22 protein-coding genes are annotated in these 18,886 nt (G+C 69.1%); 14 read left to right on the top strand and 8 right to left on the bottom strand.

Going from position 1 to position 18,886, the window contains the following annotated elements; all coding sequences use genetic code 11:
* The first annotated feature begins 107 nt into the window (after nt 1–107).
* From rpsF to AC3WLZ_RS16990, 6 genes are all read left to right on the top strand, one after another.
* Nucleotides 108–500, top strand: coding sequence for a 30S ribosomal protein S6 (gene rpsF / locus AC3WLZ_RS17015; RefSeq protein ID WP_134125563.1), 393 nt, complete (start codon nt 108–110; stop codon nt 498–500).
* A gap of 5 nt (nt 501–505) precedes the next feature.
* Entirely contained in the window at nt 506–1,015 is a 510-nt protein-coding gene (locus AC3WLZ_RS17010) for a single-stranded DNA-binding protein (RefSeq protein WP_492470888.1), read from the top strand.
* Between the two features lie 101 nt (nt 1,016–1,116).
* Nucleotides 1,117–1,371 carry a 30S ribosomal protein S18 gene (rpsR, locus tag AC3WLZ_RS17005; RefSeq protein WP_013584646.1) on the top strand — a complete coding sequence of 85 codons (255 nt, stop codon included), beginning with the start codon at nt 1,117–1,119 and terminating at the stop codon, nt 1,369–1,371.
* 10 nt (nt 1,372–1,381) lie between these two features.
* Complete coding sequence (rplI, locus tag AC3WLZ_RS17000) at nt 1,382–1,834, top strand: 50S ribosomal protein L9 (protein WP_138177627.1); 453 nt, start codon at nt 1,382–1,384, stop codon at nt 1,832–1,834.
* A 273-nt stretch (nt 1,835–2,107) separates the two neighbouring features.
* Nucleotides 2,108–3,433 carry an amidohydrolase family protein gene (locus AC3WLZ_RS16995; RefSeq protein WP_492470887.1) on the top strand — a complete coding sequence of 442 codons (1,326 nt, stop codon included), beginning with the start codon at nt 2,108–2,110 and terminating at the stop codon, nt 3,431–3,433.
* Nucleotides 3,426–3,857, top strand: a complete 432-nt coding sequence (locus AC3WLZ_RS16990) for a cupin domain-containing protein (protein WP_492470886.1) — start codon at nt 3,426–3,428, stop codon at nt 3,855–3,857. The genes AC3WLZ_RS16995 and AC3WLZ_RS16990 overlap by 8 nt, the downstream gene beginning before the upstream one ends.
* A gap of 279 nt (nt 3,858–4,136) precedes the next feature.
* Here AC3WLZ_RS16990 and AC3WLZ_RS16985 read toward each other — a convergent pair whose 3' ends face one another.
* On the bottom strand, nt 4,137–5,651 hold the full coding sequence (locus tag AC3WLZ_RS16985; RefSeq protein ID WP_492470885.1) for a chaplin family protein: 1,515 nt from the start codon (nt 5,649–5,651) through the stop codon (nt 4,137–4,139).
* Between the two features lie 83 nt (nt 5,652–5,734).
* On the bottom strand, nt 5,735–6,796 hold the full coding sequence (locus tag AC3WLZ_RS16980) for a hypothetical protein (protein ID WP_492470884.1): 1,062 nt from the start codon (nt 6,794–6,796) through the stop codon (nt 5,735–5,737).
* Nucleotides 6,797–7,388: 592 nt separating this feature from the next.
* Between AC3WLZ_RS16980 and dnaB the strand changes: the two genes are divergently transcribed.
* From dnaB to AC3WLZ_RS16955, 5 genes are all read left to right on the top strand, one after another.
* Nucleotides 7,389–8,759: a replicative DNA helicase gene (gene dnaB / locus AC3WLZ_RS16975; protein ID WP_492470883.1), complete on the top strand. Its 1,371-nt coding sequence runs from the start codon at nt 7,389–7,391 to the stop codon at nt 8,757–8,759.
* A gap of 140 nt (nt 8,760–8,899) precedes the next feature.
* Entirely contained in the window at nt 8,900–9,211 is a 312-nt protein-coding gene (locus AC3WLZ_RS16970) for an ArsR/SmtB family transcription factor (RefSeq protein WP_492470882.1), read from the top strand.
* A complete protein-coding gene (locus AC3WLZ_RS16965; RefSeq protein WP_492470881.1) occupies nt 9,211–9,507 on the top strand; it encodes a hypothetical protein in 297 nt (98 codons plus the stop codon). The genes AC3WLZ_RS16970 and AC3WLZ_RS16965 overlap by 1 nt, the downstream gene beginning before the upstream one ends.
* Before the next feature lie 140 nt (nt 9,508–9,647).
* Nucleotides 9,648–9,986 carry an ArsR/SmtB family transcription factor gene (locus tag AC3WLZ_RS16960; protein ID WP_412926073.1) on the top strand — a complete coding sequence of 113 codons (339 nt, stop codon included), beginning with the start codon at nt 9,648–9,650 and terminating at the stop codon, nt 9,984–9,986.
* Nucleotides 9,983–10,672 carry a cation efflux transmembrane domain-containing protein gene (locus AC3WLZ_RS16955; RefSeq protein WP_492470880.1) on the top strand — a complete coding sequence of 230 codons (690 nt, stop codon included), beginning with the start codon at nt 9,983–9,985 and terminating at the stop codon, nt 10,670–10,672. Before AC3WLZ_RS16960 ends, AC3WLZ_RS16955 begins: the two co-directional genes overlap by 4 nt.
* A 291-nt stretch (nt 10,673–10,963) precedes the next feature.
* On the opposite strand, the gene AC3WLZ_RS16950 is transcribed toward AC3WLZ_RS16955, so the two are convergent.
* On the bottom strand, nt 10,964–12,331 hold the full coding sequence (locus tag AC3WLZ_RS16950) for an MFS transporter (RefSeq protein ID WP_492470879.1): 1,368 nt from the start codon (nt 12,329–12,331) through the stop codon (nt 10,964–10,966).
* 88 nt (nt 12,332–12,419) lie between these two features.
* Between AC3WLZ_RS16950 and AC3WLZ_RS16945 the strand changes: the two genes are divergently transcribed.
* Nucleotides 12,420–13,001, top strand: a complete 582-nt coding sequence (locus AC3WLZ_RS16945) for a helix-turn-helix domain-containing protein (protein ID WP_492470878.1) — start codon at nt 12,420–12,422, stop codon at nt 12,999–13,001.
* On the opposite strand, the gene AC3WLZ_RS16940 is transcribed toward AC3WLZ_RS16945, so the two are convergent.
* Nucleotides 12,998–13,840 (bottom strand): formate/nitrite transporter family protein, encoded by an 843-nt coding sequence (locus AC3WLZ_RS16940; protein WP_492470877.1) that lies wholly within the window; start codon nt 13,838–13,840, stop codon nt 12,998–13,000. The genes AC3WLZ_RS16945 and AC3WLZ_RS16940 overlap by 4 nt on opposite strands.
* Nucleotides 13,841–13,916: 76 nt before the next feature.
* Nucleotides 13,917–14,495: a hypothetical protein gene (locus AC3WLZ_RS16935; RefSeq protein WP_492470876.1), complete on the bottom strand. Its 579-nt coding sequence runs from the start codon at nt 14,493–14,495 to the stop codon at nt 13,917–13,919.
* Nucleotides 14,496–14,682: 187 nt separating this feature from the next.
* Between AC3WLZ_RS16935 and AC3WLZ_RS16930 the strand changes: the two genes are divergently transcribed.
* Nucleotides 14,683–15,429, top strand: coding sequence for a dienelactone hydrolase family protein (locus tag AC3WLZ_RS16930; RefSeq protein ID WP_492470875.1), 747 nt, complete (start codon nt 14,683–14,685; stop codon nt 15,427–15,429).
* Between the two features lie 4 nt (nt 15,430–15,433).
* Here the strand turns inward: AC3WLZ_RS16930 and AC3WLZ_RS16925 are convergent, their stop codons facing one another.
* Complete coding sequence (locus AC3WLZ_RS16925) at nt 15,434–16,057, bottom strand: TetR/AcrR family transcriptional regulator (RefSeq protein ID WP_492470874.1); 624 nt, start codon at nt 16,055–16,057, stop codon at nt 15,434–15,436.
* A gap of 72 nt (nt 16,058–16,129) precedes the next feature.
* Here AC3WLZ_RS16925 and AC3WLZ_RS16920 point away from each other — a divergent pair, with 72 nt between their 5' ends.
* Nucleotides 16,130–17,005: an NAD(P)H-binding protein gene (locus AC3WLZ_RS16920; RefSeq protein WP_492470873.1), complete on the top strand. Its 876-nt coding sequence runs from the start codon at nt 16,130–16,132 to the stop codon at nt 17,003–17,005.
* 49 nt (nt 17,006–17,054) lie between these two features.
* Here AC3WLZ_RS16920 and AC3WLZ_RS16915 read toward each other — a convergent pair whose 3' ends face one another.
* Together AC3WLZ_RS16915 and AC3WLZ_RS16910 are read right to left on the bottom strand one after the other, a co-directional pair.
* Nucleotides 17,055–17,558: an AAA family ATPase gene (locus tag AC3WLZ_RS16915; protein ID WP_492470872.1), complete on the bottom strand. Its 504-nt coding sequence runs from the start codon at nt 17,556–17,558 to the stop codon at nt 17,055–17,057.
* A gap of 74 nt (nt 17,559–17,632) precedes the next feature.
* Nucleotides 17,633–18,862, bottom strand: a complete 1,230-nt coding sequence (locus AC3WLZ_RS16910) for an ROK family transcriptional regulator (RefSeq protein ID WP_492470871.1) — start codon at nt 18,860–18,862, stop codon at nt 17,633–17,635.
* Nucleotides 18,863–18,886 lie beyond the last annotated feature (24 nt).

Raw genomic sequence — 18,886 nt, 5'->3', positions numbered from 1 at the left:
GTTGTCTGGCGACGCCCATGCGCGTGTAAGCCCGAGACGACGTGCACCACACCCTCCTGCTGCCGGGAAATGCCCGTCAGCCGTTCTAGTCCGAAGGAGGTGGGTTAGTGACGCACCAGTACGAACTCATGGTCATCTTCGACCCCGAGGTCGACGAGCGCCAGGTCGCTCCGAAGCTCGACGGGTTCCTCAAGGTCATCACCAACGATGGGGGAACCATCGAGAAGGTGGATGTCTGGGGACGCCGCCGTCTGGCCTACGAGATCAAGAAGAAGAACGAAGGCATCTACGCCGTCGTCGACTTCACCGCCACGAGCGAGGCCACGCAGGAGCTCGACCGCCAGCTGAAGCTGAGCGAGCAGATCATGCGCACCAAGGTCCTCCGTGCCGAGGAAGCCATCGCCCAGGTTGCCGCCGAGGCGAAGCGCTCCGAGGAGAAGGCCGCCCGCAAGGCTGCCGCTCCCCGCAAGGTCGAGTCCGCCGAGAAGGCTGCGAAGTAACGACGATGGCCGGCGAAACCGTCATCACCGTCGTGGGGAACCTCACGGCCGACCCTGAACTGCGGTACACGCAGGGCGGGCTGCCGGTGGCGAACTTCACCATCGCGTCGACCCCTCGCACGTTCGACCGTCAGGCGAACGAGTGGAAGGACGGCGAGGCGCTCTTCCTGCGCGCCTCGGTGTGGCGCGACTTCGCCGAGCACGTCGCCGGATCGCTGACGAAGGGTTCCCGTGTCATCGCGACCGGTCGCCTGAAGCAGCGCTCGTACCAGGACCGCGAGGGCAACAACCGCACCTCGATCGAGCTGGAGGTCGACGAGATCGGCCCCTCGCTCCGCTACGCGACCGCGCAGGTCACCCGTGCCGCCTCTTCGGGCGGCGGCGGTGGCGGCGGCGCGCCGCGCCAGCAGGTGCAGCAGGGCGCCGACGAGCCGTGGTCGACCCCCGGGTCGAGCCAGGGCGGCGCCGATGCGTGGAGCACTCCCGGTTCTTACGGAGACGACACCCCGTTCTGATCTCGCTACGCCTCACGGCGTGACGACCCCCGAAATTCCGGATGCCGAGCCCGGGCCCCGCAAGAGCCCCCGGCATCCGAACCCACACGAAAGAAGGAAGCATGGCTGGAAAGGCCACTGGCGACCGCCGCAAGCCGCGGAAGGGCGCGAAGAACGCAGCCCCCGCGAAGGCGATCCGCGTCGGCGTCATCGACTACAAGGACGTCGCCACCCTCCGCAAGTTCATCTCGGAGCGCGGCAAGATCCGCGCCCGTCGTATCACCGGTGTCTCCGTGCAGGAGCAGCGCCTGATCGCCCGCGCCATCAAGAACGCGCGCGAGATGGCTCTCCTGCCCTACGCCGGCGCCGGCCGCTAAGGAGCACCCGATGGCAAAGCTGATTCTCACGAATGAGGTCACCGGGCTCGGTAGCGCCGGTGACGTTGTCGAGGTCAAGAACGGGTACGCCCGTAACTACCTCATCCCCCAGGGCTTCGCCGTGTCCTGGTCCCGCGGTGGCGAGAAGCAGGTGGCGTCGATTCGCGCCGCTCGCGAAGCCCGCGCGATCCACGACCACGAAGACGCCGTGGCCCTGAAGAACTCGCTCGAGTCGACCACCGTCAAGCTGGCCGTCAAGGCCGGTGCCGAGGGTCGCCTGTTCGGTTCGGTCAAGACCGGCGACGTCGCTGACGCCGTCAAGGCTGCTGGCCTGGGCGAGCTCGACAAGCGCAAGATCCAGATCACCTCCTCGATCAAGTCGGTCGGCGAGCACGAGGCGACCGTTCGCCTGCGTGACGACGTCACCGCCGTGATCACCCTCCAGGTGGTCGCCGCGAAGTAATTCGCTCCAGATACGGCCCCGGTCCCGCTTCGGCGGACCGGGGCCGTTCTGCGTTGGAGGGCTGCGGTCGCTGCGGTTGCTGCGGTTTCGGGTTTGGGGCGTGATTCGTGCGTTGGGGCGTGAATTGCGCGCCCCAGTGCACGGAATCCGCCCCAAACGGGCGGTGCTGCGCGCCCGAGAGCGCGGAATCCGCCCCAAACCGAGAGGGTCACCGCGCCCTCGCGGGACCCTCGCGACACGCGGCCGTCACACCGCGTCCCTAGGCTGAGCGGCATGACCGTCGATCGCGCACCCGGGCGCCCGCGGGTCGTGCTGTACTCGGCATCCCTCGTCGTTCCGATCACCGCTCCGCCGATCGTGGACGGGGCGATCGCCGTCGCGGGCGGCCGTATCCGCCACGTCGGCGACCGCGAATGGGTGCGACACGAGCTGCGCCAGCGCGGCGTCGAGTTCGACGAGGTGCGGTGGCCCGGGTTGCTGACCCCGGGTCTCGTCAACGCCCACTCGCACCTGCAGTACACCGGCATGGCCGAGGTCGGCCGCGGGTCGTATCGCGGATTCGAAGAGTGGGCCGCGGCCTTCCAGCCGGTCTACGAGTCGGGGTTGGACTGGGCGGCGGATGCCAAAGCCGGCGCCGCACAGATGATCGCCGCCGGCACGACCGCCGTGGCCGACATCGTCACCGATGTCGAAGCGGCCTCGGCGCTGCACGACGCCGGGCTGCACGGCATCACCTACTGGGAGGTGATGAGCTGGACCAACGAGGCGTGGGCGGAGCGGGGGAGGGCCGAGATCGAGGCGCGGCTGGATGCCCTGCCGTCACCTCCGGGCACGGGGCTGTCGCCGCACGCGCCGTACTCGCTCGACGTCGAGCCGCTGCTCGAGATCCCCGACATCGTGCGAGAGCGGGGGAGTCGCCTGCACATCCACCTGGGTGAGGCCGCGTTCGAGCGCGAGCACGGCGAGGCGCTGCCGTGGCGCGAGCGGCGGCCCGCGAGCTTCCAGGCGCTGCGCGATGAGGGCTTCGGCACCGGGGCGACGGAGTTCGTCGACGAGCTCGGCGTCCTCGGACCCGACTGCCACATCGCCCACGGCGTCTACATGACCGCCCGCGACCGCGCGACGCTGCGTCTGCGCGGCACGACGGTGGCGCTGTGCCCGCGGTCGAACGCCGTGATCGGTCTCGACGAGCCGCCGGTCGCCGCGTACCTCGTCGAGGGCAATGCGATCGCGGTGGGGACCGACTCGCTGTCATCGTCTCCGTCACTTGACCTCCTCGCCGACGTCGCGGAGCTGCACCGTCTCGCCCGCCACCAGGGGTACGCGAACCGCGACCTGGCCGCGCTGTTGCTGCGCGCCGCGACGCTCGGGGGAGCCCACGCGATGGGGCTCGACACCGGACCTCAGCGCTCCGGGTATCTCGCCGTCGGGGCCGTCGCCGACCTCGCGTTCTTCGACATCCCCGCCGCCGCGGCTGACGACATGCTCGAGCACCTCGTCGTCGACGGGGCCGGCCGCGCGGCCGCGACCTTCATCGACGGCGAGGCGCGTTTCGCCTCGTCCGCCTTCACCCGAGAGACCGGAGTGTCCCGTGACTGACGACCGTCCCGCCACCGCCCGACTGCTCGACCTCGAGCAGCACCCCGAGGGCGGATGGTTCCGCCGCATGTGGACCGGGACGTATGCGGTCGACACCGCCGCAGGCCAGCGTCCCGCGGCGACGCTGATCCACTATCTGCTGACCCCGGGGGAGCACAGCGCGTGGCACGTCGTGACGAGCGACGAGGTGTGGCTGTGGCACGGCCCCGGTCGGCTCGAGCTGTCGTTCGGCGGTGACGGACTCTCTCCGGAACTCAGTGGCGCCGTGGTGCTCGGCGCCGACCTCGCCGCGGGGGAGCGACTGCAGGCCACCGTCCCCGCGGGTGTGTGGCAGTCCGCGCGGCTCGTCGACGACGCCGAGGCGGTCGTGAGCTGCCTGGTCTCGCCCGGGTTCAGCTTCGACGACTGGCGCCTGGCCGACTGAGCTTCACGCCAGGCCCTCCTTCGGCGCGGGACGGGTGGCATCCAGGCCCGTGATCCTGGGGTGGGGGAGGAGATTCGGCGAGGGGAGGACCTCGCGGAGGCGAACGGTCCTCTGCCGCGCGGAAGTCCTCCCGTCGAGCGGCGCCACCGCGTGCGGATCGCGGGTGGGGTGCGGCGGCGGGCCGAGTCCTGACACGCCGGACACCGGATGCCACGCCCCCAATGAGCCGCGGCATCCGGTGCCCCATCGGGAGAGGCCGTAGCCCCTCCCGAACGGGTGTCAGGCGGTGAGGCGACGGCGGGCGATCAGCACCCCTCCGAGGCCGAGCATGATCAGCGCCGCGTTGAGCAGGCCCCACATGATGCCATCGTCGATTCCCGTGACGGCCAGCGCGCCGTTGTTGCCCGAGGCCATGGATGACATCGCCGAGACGGACGACACCGAGGCGACCGAGCCGGTCACGCCCGAGGTGCCCGAGGTGCCGGGGGTGCCGGGGGTGCCGGGGGTTCCGGGGGTGCCCGGGGTTCCGGGGGTGCCGGGGGTTCCGGGGGTGCCGGGGGTTCCGGGGGTGCCGGGGGTTCCGGGGGTGCCCGGGGTGCCGGTCTCCGAGCCGCCGGTGGTGCTGTCGCCGATGACCGAGACCGCGTTGCCGCCGATGGTGACGGGGAGGCTGATCGGGATGATCAGCTGGTTGCCGCCCAGGATGCTGTCGCCGCCGTCGGTGGTGACGTCGCCGATCAGGCCGCCCGAGCCGCCACCGTTGGTGGTGGCGTCCTCGGAGGTGCTGTCACCGATGCCGGAAACCGCGTTGCCGCCGATGGTGACGGGGAGGCTGATCGGGAGGATCGCCTGGTTGCCGCCGAGGATGCTGTCGGTGCCATCGGTCTCGATGTCACCCACGGTGCCGCCGGTGGTGCCACCCGTGGTGGTGGCGTCTTCGGTGTGGCTGTCGCCGATTACGGAGACGGCGTTGCCGCCGACGGTGACCGGGATCGCGATGGGCAGAACGGCCTGGTTGCCGCCGCCGATGCTGTCGGTTCCGTCGGTCGAGACGTCGCCGGCCGTGCCGCCGGTGGTCCCGCCGGTGGTGGTGGCATCCTCGGTGTGGCTGTCGCCGATGGCCGAGACGGCGTTGCCGCCGATGGTCACGGGCACCGAGACGGGCAGGGCCGCCTGGTTGCCGCCAAGGATGCTGTCCGACCCGTCGGTCTCGACGTCGCCCACGGCGTCGCCGGACGTCCCGCCGCCGGTGGTGGTGGCATCCTCGGTGTGGCTGTCGCCGATGACCGAGACGGCGTTCCCGCCGACGGTCACGGGCACCGAGACCGGAGCCTCGACCTGGTTGCCGCCACCGATGCTGTCGGTCCCGTCCGTCGAGACGTCACCGACCGGCGTCGGCGCCGCCTCTTCGGCGGGTGCCGACGTGTTGGCATCCTCGCTGTGACTGTCGCCGATGACCGACACGGCGTTCCCGCCGACGGTCACGGGCACGTCCACCGAGACGAGGCCCTGGTTGCCGCCGAGGATGCTGTCGCTTCCCTCGGTGGTCGCATCGGGCGACGGCTGCGACGCGGGTGCCGAGGTGTCGGCATCCTCGCTGTGGCTGTCGCCGATGACCGAGACGGCGTTGCCGCCGACGGTGATGGGCAGGTCGACCGAGATGATCGCCTGGTCTCCCGAGAGGAGGCCGTCGGTGCCCGACGTCTCCGCGGCATTGGCCATGCCGGCTCCGACGACGGCCAAGCCGCCGCCGATCAGCGCGCCGAGGATGGCGCGCGAGTAGATCTTTCGCATGAGAGTTCTCTCCTGAGGTGTGAATGAGGTGCGCGGAACGCGCGGGGGACCGTCTGTCGTGCCGGGGCACGACGCGGCCCGCCTCAGTCAGGGGAGACGTCGGTGGCGAAGGTGGGAGCGCCGGGGAGATCGTCGTCGACGGGTGCGCTGCGGAAGAGAAGAACGAAGGTCGGCGACCCTGTGCGGTCGTCAAGGCGTGCGGCCGTCGGGCCGGTGCCGCCGGACGAGAGGGATGCCGAAGCCGAGCCCGGGATGCCATCGCCCAGGCCGTACGTGGCGGGCGCCTCGGCGGGGAGTGGCGTGCTGTGAACGGAGCTCTCGACCGGGACGGTGGTGGTGGCCGCGGCGAAGGCCGCGTCGGCCGCGCGGACGGCATCGGTCGTGGCGGGCTTCGCGGCGCTCGCCGCGAGGAGGGGCGCCGACGCGGGTGCTCCCGGCTCGGGCGCGACAGGGACCGCCTGCTCGGTCGGCGTGGCGCCGGGTCCGGGCTCGGCGGGCGTGGCCGGCTCGACGCCGTTGCCCGGGGGAGTGGGCAGCGCCGGGTGGCCGCCGCCGGGAAGGGGCGGCAGCAGGGGGTTGGTGGAGGGCGCGGTTCCGACGACCGTCGGGACGGTTTCGTCGACGGTGTCGACCACCCCGGTCAGGACGTCGTCGAGGCCGATCCCCGACACGACGTCGCCGACCACGGGAACCGAGACCACGGTGTCGACAACAGGGTCCACGACCGTTCCGACGAGGTGTGAGGCTGCGACGTCCGAGACCGTGTCGGCAACGGTGTCGACCGCGCTCGTCGCGGTCTCATCGACGCGCTCGACGACCGCGTTCACGGCATCCACGGTGCTCTCGGTGATCGTTCGGACGGGTTCGCTCACGGGCTCCGGGATGACCTCGACGACGGGAGCCGTCACCGGCTCGACGGCCTGGACGACGGATGCCACGGTGTCGACGACTCCGCCGACCGCGCCGGTGGTCTCGTTCACGGTGTGCGAGACGGCGCCGAGGAGGCCTGAGCCGGGCTCGTCGTTCGCCGATGCTGACGAGGTGGAGAACGTGAGCGAGAGGAGGACCCCCGCGAGGGCCGCGAGGAACGCCAGGCCGAGCGCACGAAGCGCCGGTATCGCGCTCCGCCGGGCCGCGGCATCCATGTCTGACTCCCCAAAGTCGATCGACGTTGATCTATGACGCGCGACTCTACGCCTCGGAGCCGGAGGAGGACAGAGTCACAGCAAACGTGCAGCTATCGGGAGATGGACACTGCGTAACGCAGCGACACGCCGCGGGTGAATGTGACTTGACACGAGGCGGGGTTGCCAGTAGCTCCTGGTCCCCGTTCTCCACCGGGTTGTACACACCTTTTTGTCAAGTCCGGAACCTTCAACCAGGGCTTCAAACAGGATTCGCACAGGTTTCCTGTGGACAGATAAATGCCCGGTCGTGGGGTGATTCACGAAAGAGATTCCACATCATCCACGGAGTTGTCCACAGGAGTTGTGCACAGCAATCGCGGCGTTTCTCGCAAGCTGTCCACAGAGTTATCCACAGGGTCATTTGCGTGGAGGAGGGGTCGTCCTTAGCGTGGGTGCATCCCATCGGAGCAGCGCGTCAGCGCAGGGTCGCCGATGTCGGAGGTCGGTGATTCGATGCTGTCCCGAGATCGTGATGCCGAGTTGTTCCGTGCGCTTTCTGTGCGCGAATCGGCCCACGGGGGCGTGCGTCCGAAACGGAGAGGGAGTGCCTGTGTCGATTGCCGACATCGCCGACGAGCGTCTCGGGGGGTCCAAGCCCCGGTCGGAGCGCACCCCGCCGCACGACATGCTCGCCGAGCAGAGCGCGCTGGGCGGCATGCTGCTCTCGAAGGACGCGGTCGCCGACGTCATCGAGACGCTCCGAGGGCCCGACTTCTACGTGCCGAAGCACGAGCTGATCTTCGAGGCCATCCTCACCCTCTACTCGCACGGTGAGCCGACCGACGTCGTCGCCGTCACCGACGAGCTCATCAAGACCGGCGAGCTGCAGCGCGCCGGTGGTGCCGATTACCTGCACACGCTCACCTCGATCGTGCCCACGGCCGCGAACGCCGGCTACTACGCGTCGATCGTCGCCGAGCGTGCGCTGCTGCGGCGTCTCGTCGAGGCGGGCACCCGCATCGTGCAGATGGGCTACGCGGGCGAGGGCGACCCGACCGAGCTCGTCAACAGCGCGCAGGCCGAGATCTACAACGTCTCGGGCGACGACAGCGCCGAAGACTACGTGCCCCTGACGGTGGCGGTGGATGCCGCGGTCGACGAGATCGAGGCCGCCCGTGGTCGCGACGGGTCGATGACCGGCATCCCGACCGGCTTCGCCGGGCTGGACCAGCTGACGAACGGTCTGCACCCGGGTCAGATGATCGTGATCGCCGCGCGCCCCGCCATGGGTAAGTCGACGCTCGCGCTCGACTTCGCCCGTGCCGCCGCGGTCAAGGCGAACATGCCGACCATCTTCTTCTCGCTCGAAATGGGGCGCAGCGAAATCGCGATGCGTCTGCTCAGCGCCGAGGGCGCGATTCCGCTGCAGAGCATGCGCAAGGGAACCCTCGACTCGCGCGACTGGACGACGGTGGCCGCCACGCGCGGTCGTATCAACGACGCTCCCCTCTTCATCGACGACAGCCCCAACATGACGCTCGTCGAGATTCGTGCGAAGTGCCGTCGTCTGAAGCAGCGCGAGGGTCTGAAGATGGTGGTCATCGACTACCTGCAGCTGCTCACGAGCGGTAAGCGCGTCGAGTCGCGTCAGCAGGAGGTCAGTGAGTTCTCGCGTGCGCTGAAGCTGATGGCGAAGGAGCTGCAGGTTCCGGTCATCGCGCTGTCGCAGCTGAACCGTGGTGCCGAGCAGCGTGCCGATAAGAAGCCGGCCCTGTCCGACCTGCGTGAGTCGGGCTCGATCGAGCAGGATGCCGACATGGTGGTGCTCCTGCACCGCGAGGCCGCGTACGAGAAGGACAGCCCCCGCGCCGGCGAGGCGGACCTGATCGTGGCGAAGCACCGTAACGGGCCCACCGACACCATCACGGTGGCGTTCCAGGGGCACTATTCGCGGTTCGCGGATATGGCGCCGGGGATGTGACGTCGCTCTGAGTTCACCCCCGTCGCGCGCTCGCACGGCACCCGGCGCGTTGACGTAGGTCCCGCGTGCCGCTTCCGATCATCGTTATCAAGTGCATGCACGTATTGCGATTTGTTTATGTGTTGTGATGTGCTGATCAGGTGGAACGCGAAGCGGGGTTAGAAGCAACGGCGGCCTTGTTCAAGGTTCTCGGATCGCCGTCGCGCCTTTATCTCGTCCGGCTGCTCGCCTCGGAGCCCTCGGGAGTGAGCGCGCTGGTGCAGCGCAGTGAGATGTCGCAACCGCTGGTGTCGCAGCACCTTCGGACGCTGCGGCAGGCGGGAATCGTAACCGTGTCACGCGCCGGGCGTGAAGCGATCTACCAGCTCGCGGATCACCACATCGCGCACGTCGTCGACGACGCGATCACTCACGTCCTCGAAGAGGACGCCTCTGACAAAGGAGAGATCTGATGAGCACGACTGAGGTTCACGCCGAGCACACGGTGTCCGAGCACGAGCACGGAACCGACTGTGGCCACGAGGCGGTCCAGCACGACGACCACGTCGACTACGTGCACGGTACGCACCACCACGCGGCCCACGGCGACCACTACGACGAGCACGAGAGTGTCGCCGAGCACACGGTCGCAGACCACGCCCATGGTGCGGACTGCGGACACGAGACCGTTCCGCACGACGATCACGTCGACTACGTGCACGACGGGCACAAGCACGCCTCCCACGGTGAGCACTACGACGAGCACTGAGCCTCGGTGACGCCGAGCGCGCACATCGACGAGGGGCTGACGGGCAACCGTTGGCCCCTTCTTCGTGCTCGGGCCGCCGGTGCCGCCCTGTGGCGCGGGTGGGACGAAGTGGGTTCAGCGTTCCGTGTACTGTAACGGCTATGCCGACCATGACCGCGACCGTCACGCACACCGCCGCGCTAGCCAGACTCGGCCATGCGCTCTCGGACCCGACACGGGCCGGTGTCCTGCTCGCGCTGAGGGAAGCGCCGGCATACCCCTCCGATCTGGCTGACGCATTGGGAGTTTCACGGCAGGTGATGTCGAATCAGCTCGCGTGCCTTCGCGGCTGCGGGCTCGTCGAGTCGATTCCCGAGGGGCGACGCACCTGGTATCGATTGGCCGACAAGCACCTGGCGCCGGCGCTGGACGAGCTCCTGCGCGTCGTGCTGTACGTCGAGCCCGGATGCTGCGCCGGCGAGAACTGCCGCTGCGCATGAGCGCCACGCACGCGCCCATCGATCACCGCCGGCTCGTCCTTCAGCGCCGGATTCGGTGGATCGTCTTCGCGACGATCGGCTACAACCTCGTCGAGGCGGTCGTCGCGATCACGGCCGGCACCGTCGCTTCCTCGGCCGCGCTCGTGGGCTTCGGGCTCGACTCGACGATCGAAGTGCTTTCTGCCGCCGCCGTCGCCTGGCAGTTCACCCGCCGCGACCCCGAACGCTGGGAGAAGGGCACGCTGCGCGTCATCGCGATCGCATTTTTCGCTCTCGCGGCCTACGTCACGGCGAGCTCCGTCCTCGCGCTTCTCGCTCGGGTTGAAGTCGAGCACTCTCCGGTGGGGATCGCGATCACCGCGCTCAGCGTGGTCGTCATGCCGTTCCTCTCGCTCGCCGAACGCCGCGCGGGACGGGAGCTCGGGTCTGCCACGGCCGTCGCGGACTCCGCGCAGACCCTCATCTGCACATATCTCTCGGCTGCTGTTCTGATCGGCCTTCTGCTGAACAGCCTTTTCGGCTGGTGGTGGGCCGACCCGATCGCCGGCATCGTGATCGCTACCTTCGCGGTTCGCGAGGGGCTGGAGGCCTGGCGCGGCGATGCCTGCGCAACCTCGGTCGGAATGATCCGCGACGACCCCGACGCGTCGCGGCTCGCCTCCTCACTCGGTGAGCATGAGCAGTGATCTCTGAGGTCTCGCCCCGATCTGATTGCGCGGCTCAGCGCGGCGTCGTCAGGACAACGCCTCGAGAAGGCTGCACACCGCGAGTGCGACGCAGGTGGGTGTCATCACGAGGCGTTCCGGCCGGCTGCGGGAGATCGCGTTCAGCGCGATGCCGAGCACGAAATAGCCGAACGCCACCCAGGTGGCGATGACGGCGAAGTCGGGCGGAGCGCCCCAGGCTCCCGAGCGCCAGAGCAGCAGGCTCGCGGGGGCAAGCTGTCCATTTCGTTAATCACTTAACTGTTTCCGGGGTCATCGTGTCAACGTTCTTCTGTTCGCGAAAGGAACGAGCGAGACGGCGGTGGCGATCGCGGCCAGCAGCGCGGCGACGAGAAACGTCGCGCGCATCGCGCTGAGTGACCCGGTCGATGCGGCATCCATCCCCGCGTCGATGGCAGCGTAGAGGACACCCATCGCGGAGGCGCCGGTGATGAGTCCGAGGTTGCGGGAGAGCCCCAGCGCGCCAGCGATCCTGCCGCGGTGGGCCGGGTCGGTGTCGCTGAGGACGTGAGTGTTGTTCGCGGCGAGGAAGAGCTGGTAGCCGGGCGTGAGGACGATGAGCGCGACGATGTAGCCGACGACCCCCCACCACGAGGGCAGGAGGGCGAGGCATGCGGCGCCCAGGGTCACGAGCGCGAGACCCGCGGTGATCATGACGGCGGGCGTGGTGCGGTCGACGAGCCGCCCGGCGAGGATGCCGCTGACCGCGGAGGTCACGGGACCGACCGACATGACGAGACCGACGAGGGGGAGGGAGAGCTCGAGTCCGTTGTGAAGGGCATAGGGGCCGACGACGAGCGTCGACATCATGACCGTCGCAACGAGGACGTTCGTGATCATGCCGGTGGTGATCGAGCGGTGGCGCAGAGTCGCGAGCGGCAGAACGGGGTGCGCCGCGCGTCTTTCGACGGCGGCGAAGCCGCCGAGCAGCGCGACCGCGCCGAGGAGCAACGGCGCGGTGGGCCAGTTCGATCCGGGGGAGGTCAGCGCGAACGCGTAGGTGGCGACGCCGGCTGTGAGCAGAACGCTTCCGCTGATGTCGAAGCGGCCGCGCGGACGAGGCGTGGTGTCGGACGAGGGAAGGGCGGTGGCGAGCAGCAGGGATGCCGCTCCCAGAGGAACCATCATCCAGAAGGCGGCCGCCCAGCCGCCCCACCCGATGAGGGTGCCGCCGAGAGCGGGACCCAGTGCCGTGCCGATGGCGGACGTGGTGCCGAGCACCCCCATGATGCGCCCGGTCTGACCGTCTGCGGTGACGTCGCGAGCGAGTGCGAGGGGCAGCGCTGTCATGGCGGCTGCTCCCACTCCTTGGGCGACGCGCGCCGTGATGAGCACAGGCAGTGTGGGCGCGAGGGCTCCCACCACGGCCCCGAGGGTGAACACGGCGATCCCGACCAGGAGGATCCGTCGTCGTCCCCACCGGTCGCCGAGGGCGCCGACGGTGATACTGACCCCCGTCATGGCCAGCAAGTAGCCGACGACCACCCACTGCACCTGTGCCGGGGTCGCGGTGAACGCGCTGACCAGGTCGGGGAGCGCGACGTTCGCCACGCTCGTGCCCACCGAGGCGCTGAGGACAGCGAGAGCCAGACCGAGGGTTGCAAGCGCGCGTATCTTCATGGACGCCAGCTTCGATCGCCGACCTTACAACCCGCAAATTTCATTGCCGAAACCGGGATGGGCGGCGTTAGATGGGAGCGTGGATCGGATGAAGAGCGCGGACGTCCGTGTCGTCCTGAATGGCGTCGGACCTCGGTTGCAGGCGTTGCGGGAGGCGCGGGGCATGACGCTCGCCGATCTGTCGGATCGAACGGGCGTGTCGACCAGCACGCTCTCCCGTCTCGAGAACGGGCAGCGCCGCGCCAGCCTGGAACTCCTCCTGCCTCTCGCCCGGGTGTACCACGTGCCCTTGGACGACCTGGTGGGTGCCCCCGAGAGCGGCGACCCTCGCATCCGTCTTCGTCCTCGCCGTGTGAATGGCCGCACCGTCGTGCCGCTCGCTCACCAACCGGGGATGCCGCAGGCCTGGAAGATCGTCATCCCGCGCTCCCATGCCGTTCCTCGGCTGAAGACGCACGAGGGCACGGAGTGGCTGTACGTGCTGACCGGGCGGATGCGTCTCATCGTGGGGGAGAAGGACATGACATTGGATGCCGGGGAGGTGGCGGAGTTCGACACCCGCGTTCCGCACTGGTTCGGCAGCGACGGAGAGGGCGACGCCGAGGTCCTCAGCATCTTCGGGCCGCAAGGAGAGCGCGTGCACGCCGGACACGGATCCGGCGCGCCCTAGCCGTTATTGCGTTCCTCGTTCTTGCGGCGTCGGAGCTTGAACAGCTCGCCCGTCCGTACGATGCGCAGCAGGGTGACGAGCAGGAGCCCGCCTGCGAGGTTCAGGCCCAGAACGGGCAGGAACCACAGCAGCCAGTCGAGGTAGGTGATCGGTGCGCCGCTGATGATCGCGCCGAAGGCGAACAGCGAATCCAGGATCGAGTGGAAGAGCTGGAAGCCGGCGAGGATGAATCCGCCGACGACGGCCGCCACGATCTTCGCGGGCTCGGATTCGGTGCCGGCTTGCATCCTCATCATGAGCGTGATGACGGCACCTCCGAGAATCGCCAGAGCCGCGAACTCGAGGCTGAGGGGCGCGTCGACGAAGTGCTGGGCGGTTTCGGCGAGCACCGGATGCCAGTCGGGAAAGGCCGCGACGGTGATCGCCATGATCAGCCATCCGCCGATCAGGTTGGACACCAACGTGCCGCCCCAGAGCTTCAGCATCTGCATCGCGGTGCCCTCGCGGGCGACGAGCGCGGCGACCGGCATGAGGAAGTTCTCGGTGAAGAGCTCGCTGTGTGCGAGGAGCAGGGCGATCAGGCCGACGCTGAAGCCGAGTCCTGCCAGGAGATGATCGCCCGTCTCGTGGAGGATGCCGAGGTAGACGAGCACACCGACGCCGACCTCGACCCCGCCCAGGAATCCGGTGACGAGGGTCGCGCGGAAGGTCCGGTGCAGCCGCTCCGCGCCCTCGCCGACGACCTCCTCGAATTCGACCTCGATCTCTTCCTCGACCGCCGCGTCGTTGGAGCCGTCTTGGCGCCGCTGCTCTGCACGTGCTTCGCGCGAATCGCTCATGGGGCCAATCCTCGCAGTCGCCCGTTGCGGTAGGGCCGCCGTGGGACGCGGAGCGCCCCGATCGCGACAACCCCGACTACTCCACCCAGAACCCCACCGCGCACAGCAGCCGCGTCTCGTCATCGGCAGCCGCGGGCGGCTCGATCGCCGGAGGGAACACGCCCCACTGTCGCCATTCGTCGGCGTGCGGGGCGACGTGCTCGTTGAGCCCGGCGATCAGCTCGGGGGAGAGGTGGAACGGGATGCCGAAGTGCTTCGCGATCGACCACGCCTGGAACGCGCGATACATCGACAGGTGCGCGAACCCGTCGTCGGCGGGATAGTCGCCGTAGATGAATCGGAAGGTTTCGGCGAAGTCGCCCGAGCGCACCGCGGCCGTCGCAGCGTCGTTCAGAGCGTCGTAGGAGGCGATCGGGTCGTCGCCCAGGAGGTCGGCGTCGGCGTACGGGTCGCCGTCGGCGGCCGCGCGGCCGGCGATCACGTCGGGGATCCAGGCCTCGTCGTAGGCGTGCCGGCCGAGGATACCGAGCAGTGTCGGCGACTCGAGCTCGCTCCACCCTTCCGGCACCGGGGCCGAGAAGTCGGCGGGATCGATCTGGTCGATGACCTCGCGCAGCGCGGCATCGGAGTGAAGGAAGAGCTCGTCCGGTTTCATGGCGCCGACCGTACTCCCGACCACCGACACGGACCAGGCCCCGGGAGTAGTGTTCACTCATCCGTGCCGAAACCTGAGGAGGTGGTCCCCGTGAACGAATCGACGTGGGTGCTCCTTCGCGGAGTCACGGTCGGGCGGTAGGTCGCCCGGGAGCACCACTTCTTCTGTGCTTCCGAAAGGCGCGACCATGCAGGTCACCTCACACATCCCGCTCGGCGACGGCGTTCTCGAGCGCGAGTTCAGCCTCAACGGCTTCACCGGCATCCTCTGGATGCCACCGACCGCCACCCCCGCATCCCCTGCGCCACTCCTTCTGCTGAACCAGCCCGGCGGATTCGGTACGCGCCGGATGTATCCGCGGCTCAAAGCCCGCGCCGAGGCCGCCGCTGCCGACGGGTTCGCGTCGGTGACCATCGAACTCCCCGGTACCGGCGATCGCCCCCCACTTCCCGGAGCCGAGCTGGCGCGAACCGACCTGCGCGCCGCGCTCGCCGCGGGCGAGAAGCCGAGCGCTGACGTGATCGACCGGTTCATCCTCCCGCTCGTGGATGCCGCGGTGCCCGACTGGCAGGCCACGCTGGATGCCGTGCTCGCGCTGCCCGAGATCGGCACGAGGGTCGGCTTCTCCGGCGGAGTCATCGCCGTCGGCGTCCGCCTCGCCATGACTGATCCGCGCATCGCGGCCGCGGGGCTTTTCGCCGGAAGTTACGTTCCGCGCTCGACCATGGACGAGGCGCGGGGGATCGGCATCCCGATTCATGTTCTTCTGCAGTGGGATGACGAGGGCAACGACCGTCAGGCGGCGCTGGATCTGTTCGACGCGTTCGGCTCGAGCGAGAAGACGCTCGTCGCCAACATGGGTGGGCACACGGGCGTTCCGGCGTTCGCGGGGGAGGATGCCGGGCGGTTCTTCGTCCGGCACCTGACGAGCTGACGCGTCAGCGCGCGGACACGGTCGCGAGCCGCGCCTCGACCACCTGCCGGATCGCGTCGAGGTCGACGTCGGAGCTCAGGGTCTTGGCATCCGGGACTTCCGCCGTCGTCGGGCGGACGCCGAGCAGCATCTCCTCGAATGCAGGCGAGATGGTGGCTCCGAGAATCGCAGTCGCGTGGGTCGTCGCGGTGGACGAGTCCAGATCCCGGATGCCGGTGAGGTAGGCGCTCAGCGTCGAGGTCGTGCTCTCGAAGAAGACGGCGTGGATGCGGCGGGCGGCTTCGGGGAACTGATCGGCGACGGTGACCGCGAGGCGGAAGGTCTGGAGGATCGGCGCCCACGCGAGCATCTGCAGGAACCGTGCGCTGAAGAGAGTGACGGCCTCGGCGGGGTCGTCGGCGTAGTCGGCGGGGGTGCGCATGCGGCCCTGGAAGAGGTCGTCGACACGGTCGATGACGGCGAGGAATAGGACGTCCTTGGTGGGGAAGTGGGCGTACAGCGACCGCTTCGAGGTCTCGGCGCGGGCGGCGACGGCATCCATCGACGTCCGCTCGAAGCCGTTCTCGAGGAAGAGGGCTTTCGCGGAATCGAGGATGTGCGCGCGCAGGACGTCGCCGCGACGTGCCATGGGGTCCTTCCCGAAGTAAACGGTACGGTGTAGTTTACTTACGAACTCGCCGAACAAGAGGAGCTCCCCACCATGATCGTCGTGACCGCCCCCACCAGCACCATCGGACGCCAACTCGTGACGCGTCTGCTCGAGAACGATGAGCTTGTGCGCGTGATCGTCCGGGACCCGTCGAAGCTGCCGGATGATGTCCGGGAGCGCGTCGAGGTCGTGGTGGGCTCGCACCGCGATCGGGAAGTCCTGGATGCCGCGCTCCCGGGCGCCGACGCGCTCTTCTGGCTCATGCCGGCCGATCACTCCGCGCCCGACATCTTCGACACGTATGTGACCGCGAGCATTCCGGGAGCGGAGGCGGTGCACCGACACGGGGTGGAGCGCGTCGTGATCGTGTCGGCGCTCGGGCGCGGGTCGGGGCTGTACGCGGGTCACGTGTCGGCGTCGCTCGCGATGGAGGACCTCTTCCGTTCGACCGGGGTGCACGTGCGGGCGCTGGCGAACCCGTCGTTCATGGACAACGTGTTGCGTCAGCTCCCGTCGCTGCGCGCGGGCGTCCTGACGGGCACGCATCCCGCCGACCTGGAGCTTCCCGCGGTGGCGACCCGAGACATCGCCGAGGTGGCCGACCGTCTGCTGCGCGATTACGACTGGATCGGGCAGGACACCGAGGCCGTCCTGGGCGCCGCAGACATCTCGCTCGCCGAAATGGCCACGACGCTCAGCGAGGTGCTGGGCACGCCGATCCGGTACGAGCGCGGCTCGCGCGACGAGACCAAGAACACCCTGCTCGGCTACGGATTCTCGGACGCCGTCGCGCAGGCGATGATCGACATGGATGCCGCGAAAGAGAACGGTCTCGACCTCGTCGTGCCCCGCACGCCCGAGAACACGACCCCAACGACGTTCCGTCAGTTTGCGGAAGAGGTCCTAAAGCCGGCGTTCGCGGGCTGAAGAGCCGCGCTGACCGTTGCGCGGCCCGCCGGATAGGAAGCACTCCGCGTCAGCGTGCGGAATTCGCCACCACGGCCTCCAACGCGGCGAGACGACGGTCGCGGTCGCCGGTGATCTCGACGACATCCGAATGTCCTCCGGTCACGCCGTCGTCGGCGACGAGGTCGAGAAGGATGTCGTTCATCGCTTCGCGCAGCGCAAGGTCTTCCTCGGCGTGGACGAAGATCTCGTCGGCGGGGGTGAGGGGAAGCACCACGAGGACGTCGACGCGGGCCATGGCATCCCGAGTCTCCTCGATCAGACGCTCGAGGAGGTCGCGAGGAACCTCGGCTCCGGTCAGCTCTTCCCATGCCAGGAGGTACGCGAGGAAGTCGATCGGGCCGCGCTCGGCGATGAAGGGGCTCGCGGTCTCATCCGGATGCAGCCGTGCCGCGGAGACTTTCAGCTGGGCCGTGAACAGGGCGGGGCCAGGGGCGTCCCACGCCTCGTCGAGGAGTCCGAACGGATCGGACAGCACGGCGAAACGAGGATGCCGGGCGGCGAAATCTGCCACCAGCGTGCTCTTTCCGCTCGCATGGGTCCCGCAGACGACGATGCGCACGCCGCGACTCTACGGGGTGGAGTCGCTCACTCCGAAGGCGCACCCGCGGGAACCGGCGTCGGCAGGACCGGCTTCCGCTGGCCCTGGCTCCGCGCACGGCCACCGATCAACGACGCGGCTCCGACTGCGGTCGAGATCGAGCCGAAGCGCGAGACCGACACCTGCAGTCCCTCCGCGATGCCGGGGTGCACGGAGAGGGAGAGCTCGCCCTCCAGACCGGCGAGCAAGCCGGTGTCGCCGTCCGCGAGATCCCCGCCGATGACGACGGTGGACGGCTGCAGAAGGTTGATCGCCGCGCCCAGCGCGGGGGCGAGCTGGATGCCGATGTCATAGAAGAACCGTCGTGTGGCGGGCTCGCCGTCCTTCGCCTCGCGGACGAGGTCTTCGACGGAGAACCGCGTGAGGTGCCCGCGACGCCGTTCGATCTCCTCGCGCACCTGGTAGTCGATCTCGGCGGCGATGCACCCTCGCTGACCGCACGGGCAGCGCACTCCCTGTCCGCGGATGCTGATGTGACCCAGCTGGCCGGCGATGCCCGAGGCCCCGCCGAACGGAACACCGCCGACGAGGGTGCACATCCCGGTGCCCGAGGCGCCGACCTTGACGTAGATCGCGCAGCGCTCCACCCCCGTGCCCGCGAGCGCCGCCTCGCCCACGGCAGCCGCGACCGTCTCGTTCACCACGTCCACCGACAGGCCGAGCTCGCGTTCCAGGGAGCCGACCACGTCCTCATCGAGCCACGTCGGCATCAGTTCCCGCGCACCGTGATGGTCGATGCGCCCACCGTCGTGCACGAGGGTCGGCAGAACGAGTGCCGCCGCCGACGGCCCCGGCTCGACATCCGCCGTCACGGTCTTCGCGAGGGCGATGAGCTCTCGCACCGAGGCCGAGGCATCCGAACTCAAGGGCATCTCGGCGGACCTCGACGCCGTGACCTCGCCACCAGACGACACGAGCGCCGCTTCGACGCGTCGAGGCCGCACGATGAGGGTGAGGACGCTGGCGCCTCCCTCCTCGACCAGGGTGATCAGCCGCGGAGGTCGTCCGGGGCCCCCTTTCGTTCGTTCCCCCTGCTCCTCCACGGCTGCGCCGCTCATCACGAGCTGATCGACGACCGTGGCGATCCCGGCGCGTGACAGCCCCAGAGCATCCGCCAGTTCGCGTCGGGTGAGCGGCCCGCTCCGCCGGATCAGATCGATGGCGGCAGCGCGGTTGTACGACGCGAACGAGACGCTGCGATGGAAGGGGTCGGTCATGGACGCCACGATACTCGAATCTCT

Source organism: Microbacterium sp. FW305-3-2-15-F-LB2, from assembly GCF_058787255.1.
This window is presented reverse-complemented; position numbering and strand designations above follow the sequence as displayed.

What these genes read in the sequence shown, in the direction of transcription:
- AC3WLZ_RS16985 (WP_492470885.1), bottom strand. Translation starts at nt 5,651, where the DNA reads ATGCGAAAGATCTACTCGCGCGCCATCCTCGGCGCGCTGATCGGCGGC.
- AC3WLZ_RS16910 (WP_492470871.1), bottom strand. Translation starts at nt 18,862, where the DNA reads ATGACCGACCCCTTCCATCGCAGCGTCTCGTTCGCGTCGTACAACCGC.
- AC3WLZ_RS16950 (WP_492470879.1), bottom strand. Translation starts at nt 12,331, where the DNA reads ATGAAGATACGCGCGCTTGCAACCCTCGGTCTGGCTCTCGCTGTCCTC.
- AC3WLZ_RS16930 (WP_492470875.1), top strand. Translation starts at nt 14,683, where the DNA reads ATGCAGGTCACCTCACACATCCCGCTCGGCGACGGCGTTCTCGAGCGC.
- AC3WLZ_RS16920 (WP_492470873.1), top strand. Translation starts at nt 16,130, where the DNA reads ATGATCGTCGTGACCGCCCCCACCAGCACCATCGGACGCCAACTCGTG.
- AC3WLZ_RS16940 (WP_492470877.1), bottom strand. Translation starts at nt 13,840, where the DNA reads ATGAGCGATTCGCGCGAAGCACGTGCAGAGCAGCGGCGCCAAGACGGC.
- AC3WLZ_RS16945 (WP_492470878.1), top strand. Translation starts at nt 12,420, where the DNA reads ATGAAGAGCGCGGACGTCCGTGTCGTCCTGAATGGCGTCGGACCTCGG.
- AC3WLZ_RS16995 (WP_492470887.1), top strand. Translation starts at nt 2,108, where the DNA reads ATGACCGTCGATCGCGCACCCGGGCGCCCGCGGGTCGTGCTGTACTCG.
- AC3WLZ_RS16925 (WP_492470874.1), bottom strand. Translation starts at nt 16,057, where the DNA reads ATGGCACGTCGCGGCGACGTCCTGCGCGCGCACATCCTCGATTCCGCG.
- rplI (WP_138177627.1), top strand. Translation starts at nt 1,382, where the DNA reads ATGGCAAAGCTGATTCTCACGAATGAGGTCACCGGGCTCGGTAGCGCC.
- AC3WLZ_RS16955 (WP_492470880.1), top strand. Translation starts at nt 9,983, where the DNA reads ATGAGCGCCACGCACGCGCCCATCGATCACCGCCGGCTCGTCCTTCAG.
- AC3WLZ_RS17010 (WP_492470888.1), top strand. Translation starts at nt 506, where the DNA reads ATGGCCGGCGAAACCGTCATCACCGTCGTGGGGAACCTCACGGCCGAC.
- AC3WLZ_RS16960 (WP_412926073.1), top strand. Translation starts at nt 9,648, where the DNA reads ATGCCGACCATGACCGCGACCGTCACGCACACCGCCGCGCTAGCCAGA.
- rpsR (WP_013584646.1), top strand. Translation starts at nt 1,117, where the DNA reads ATGGCTGGAAAGGCCACTGGCGACCGCCGCAAGCCGCGGAAGGGCGCG.
- AC3WLZ_RS16935 (WP_492470876.1), bottom strand. Translation starts at nt 14,495, where the DNA reads ATGAAACCGGACGAGCTCTTCCTTCACTCCGATGCCGCGCTGCGCGAG.
- AC3WLZ_RS16965 (WP_492470881.1), top strand. Translation starts at nt 9,211, where the DNA reads ATGAGCACGACTGAGGTTCACGCCGAGCACACGGTGTCCGAGCACGAG.
- AC3WLZ_RS16980 (WP_492470884.1), bottom strand. Translation starts at nt 6,796, where the DNA reads ATGGATGCCGCGGCCCGGCGGAGCGCGATACCGGCGCTTCGTGCGCTC.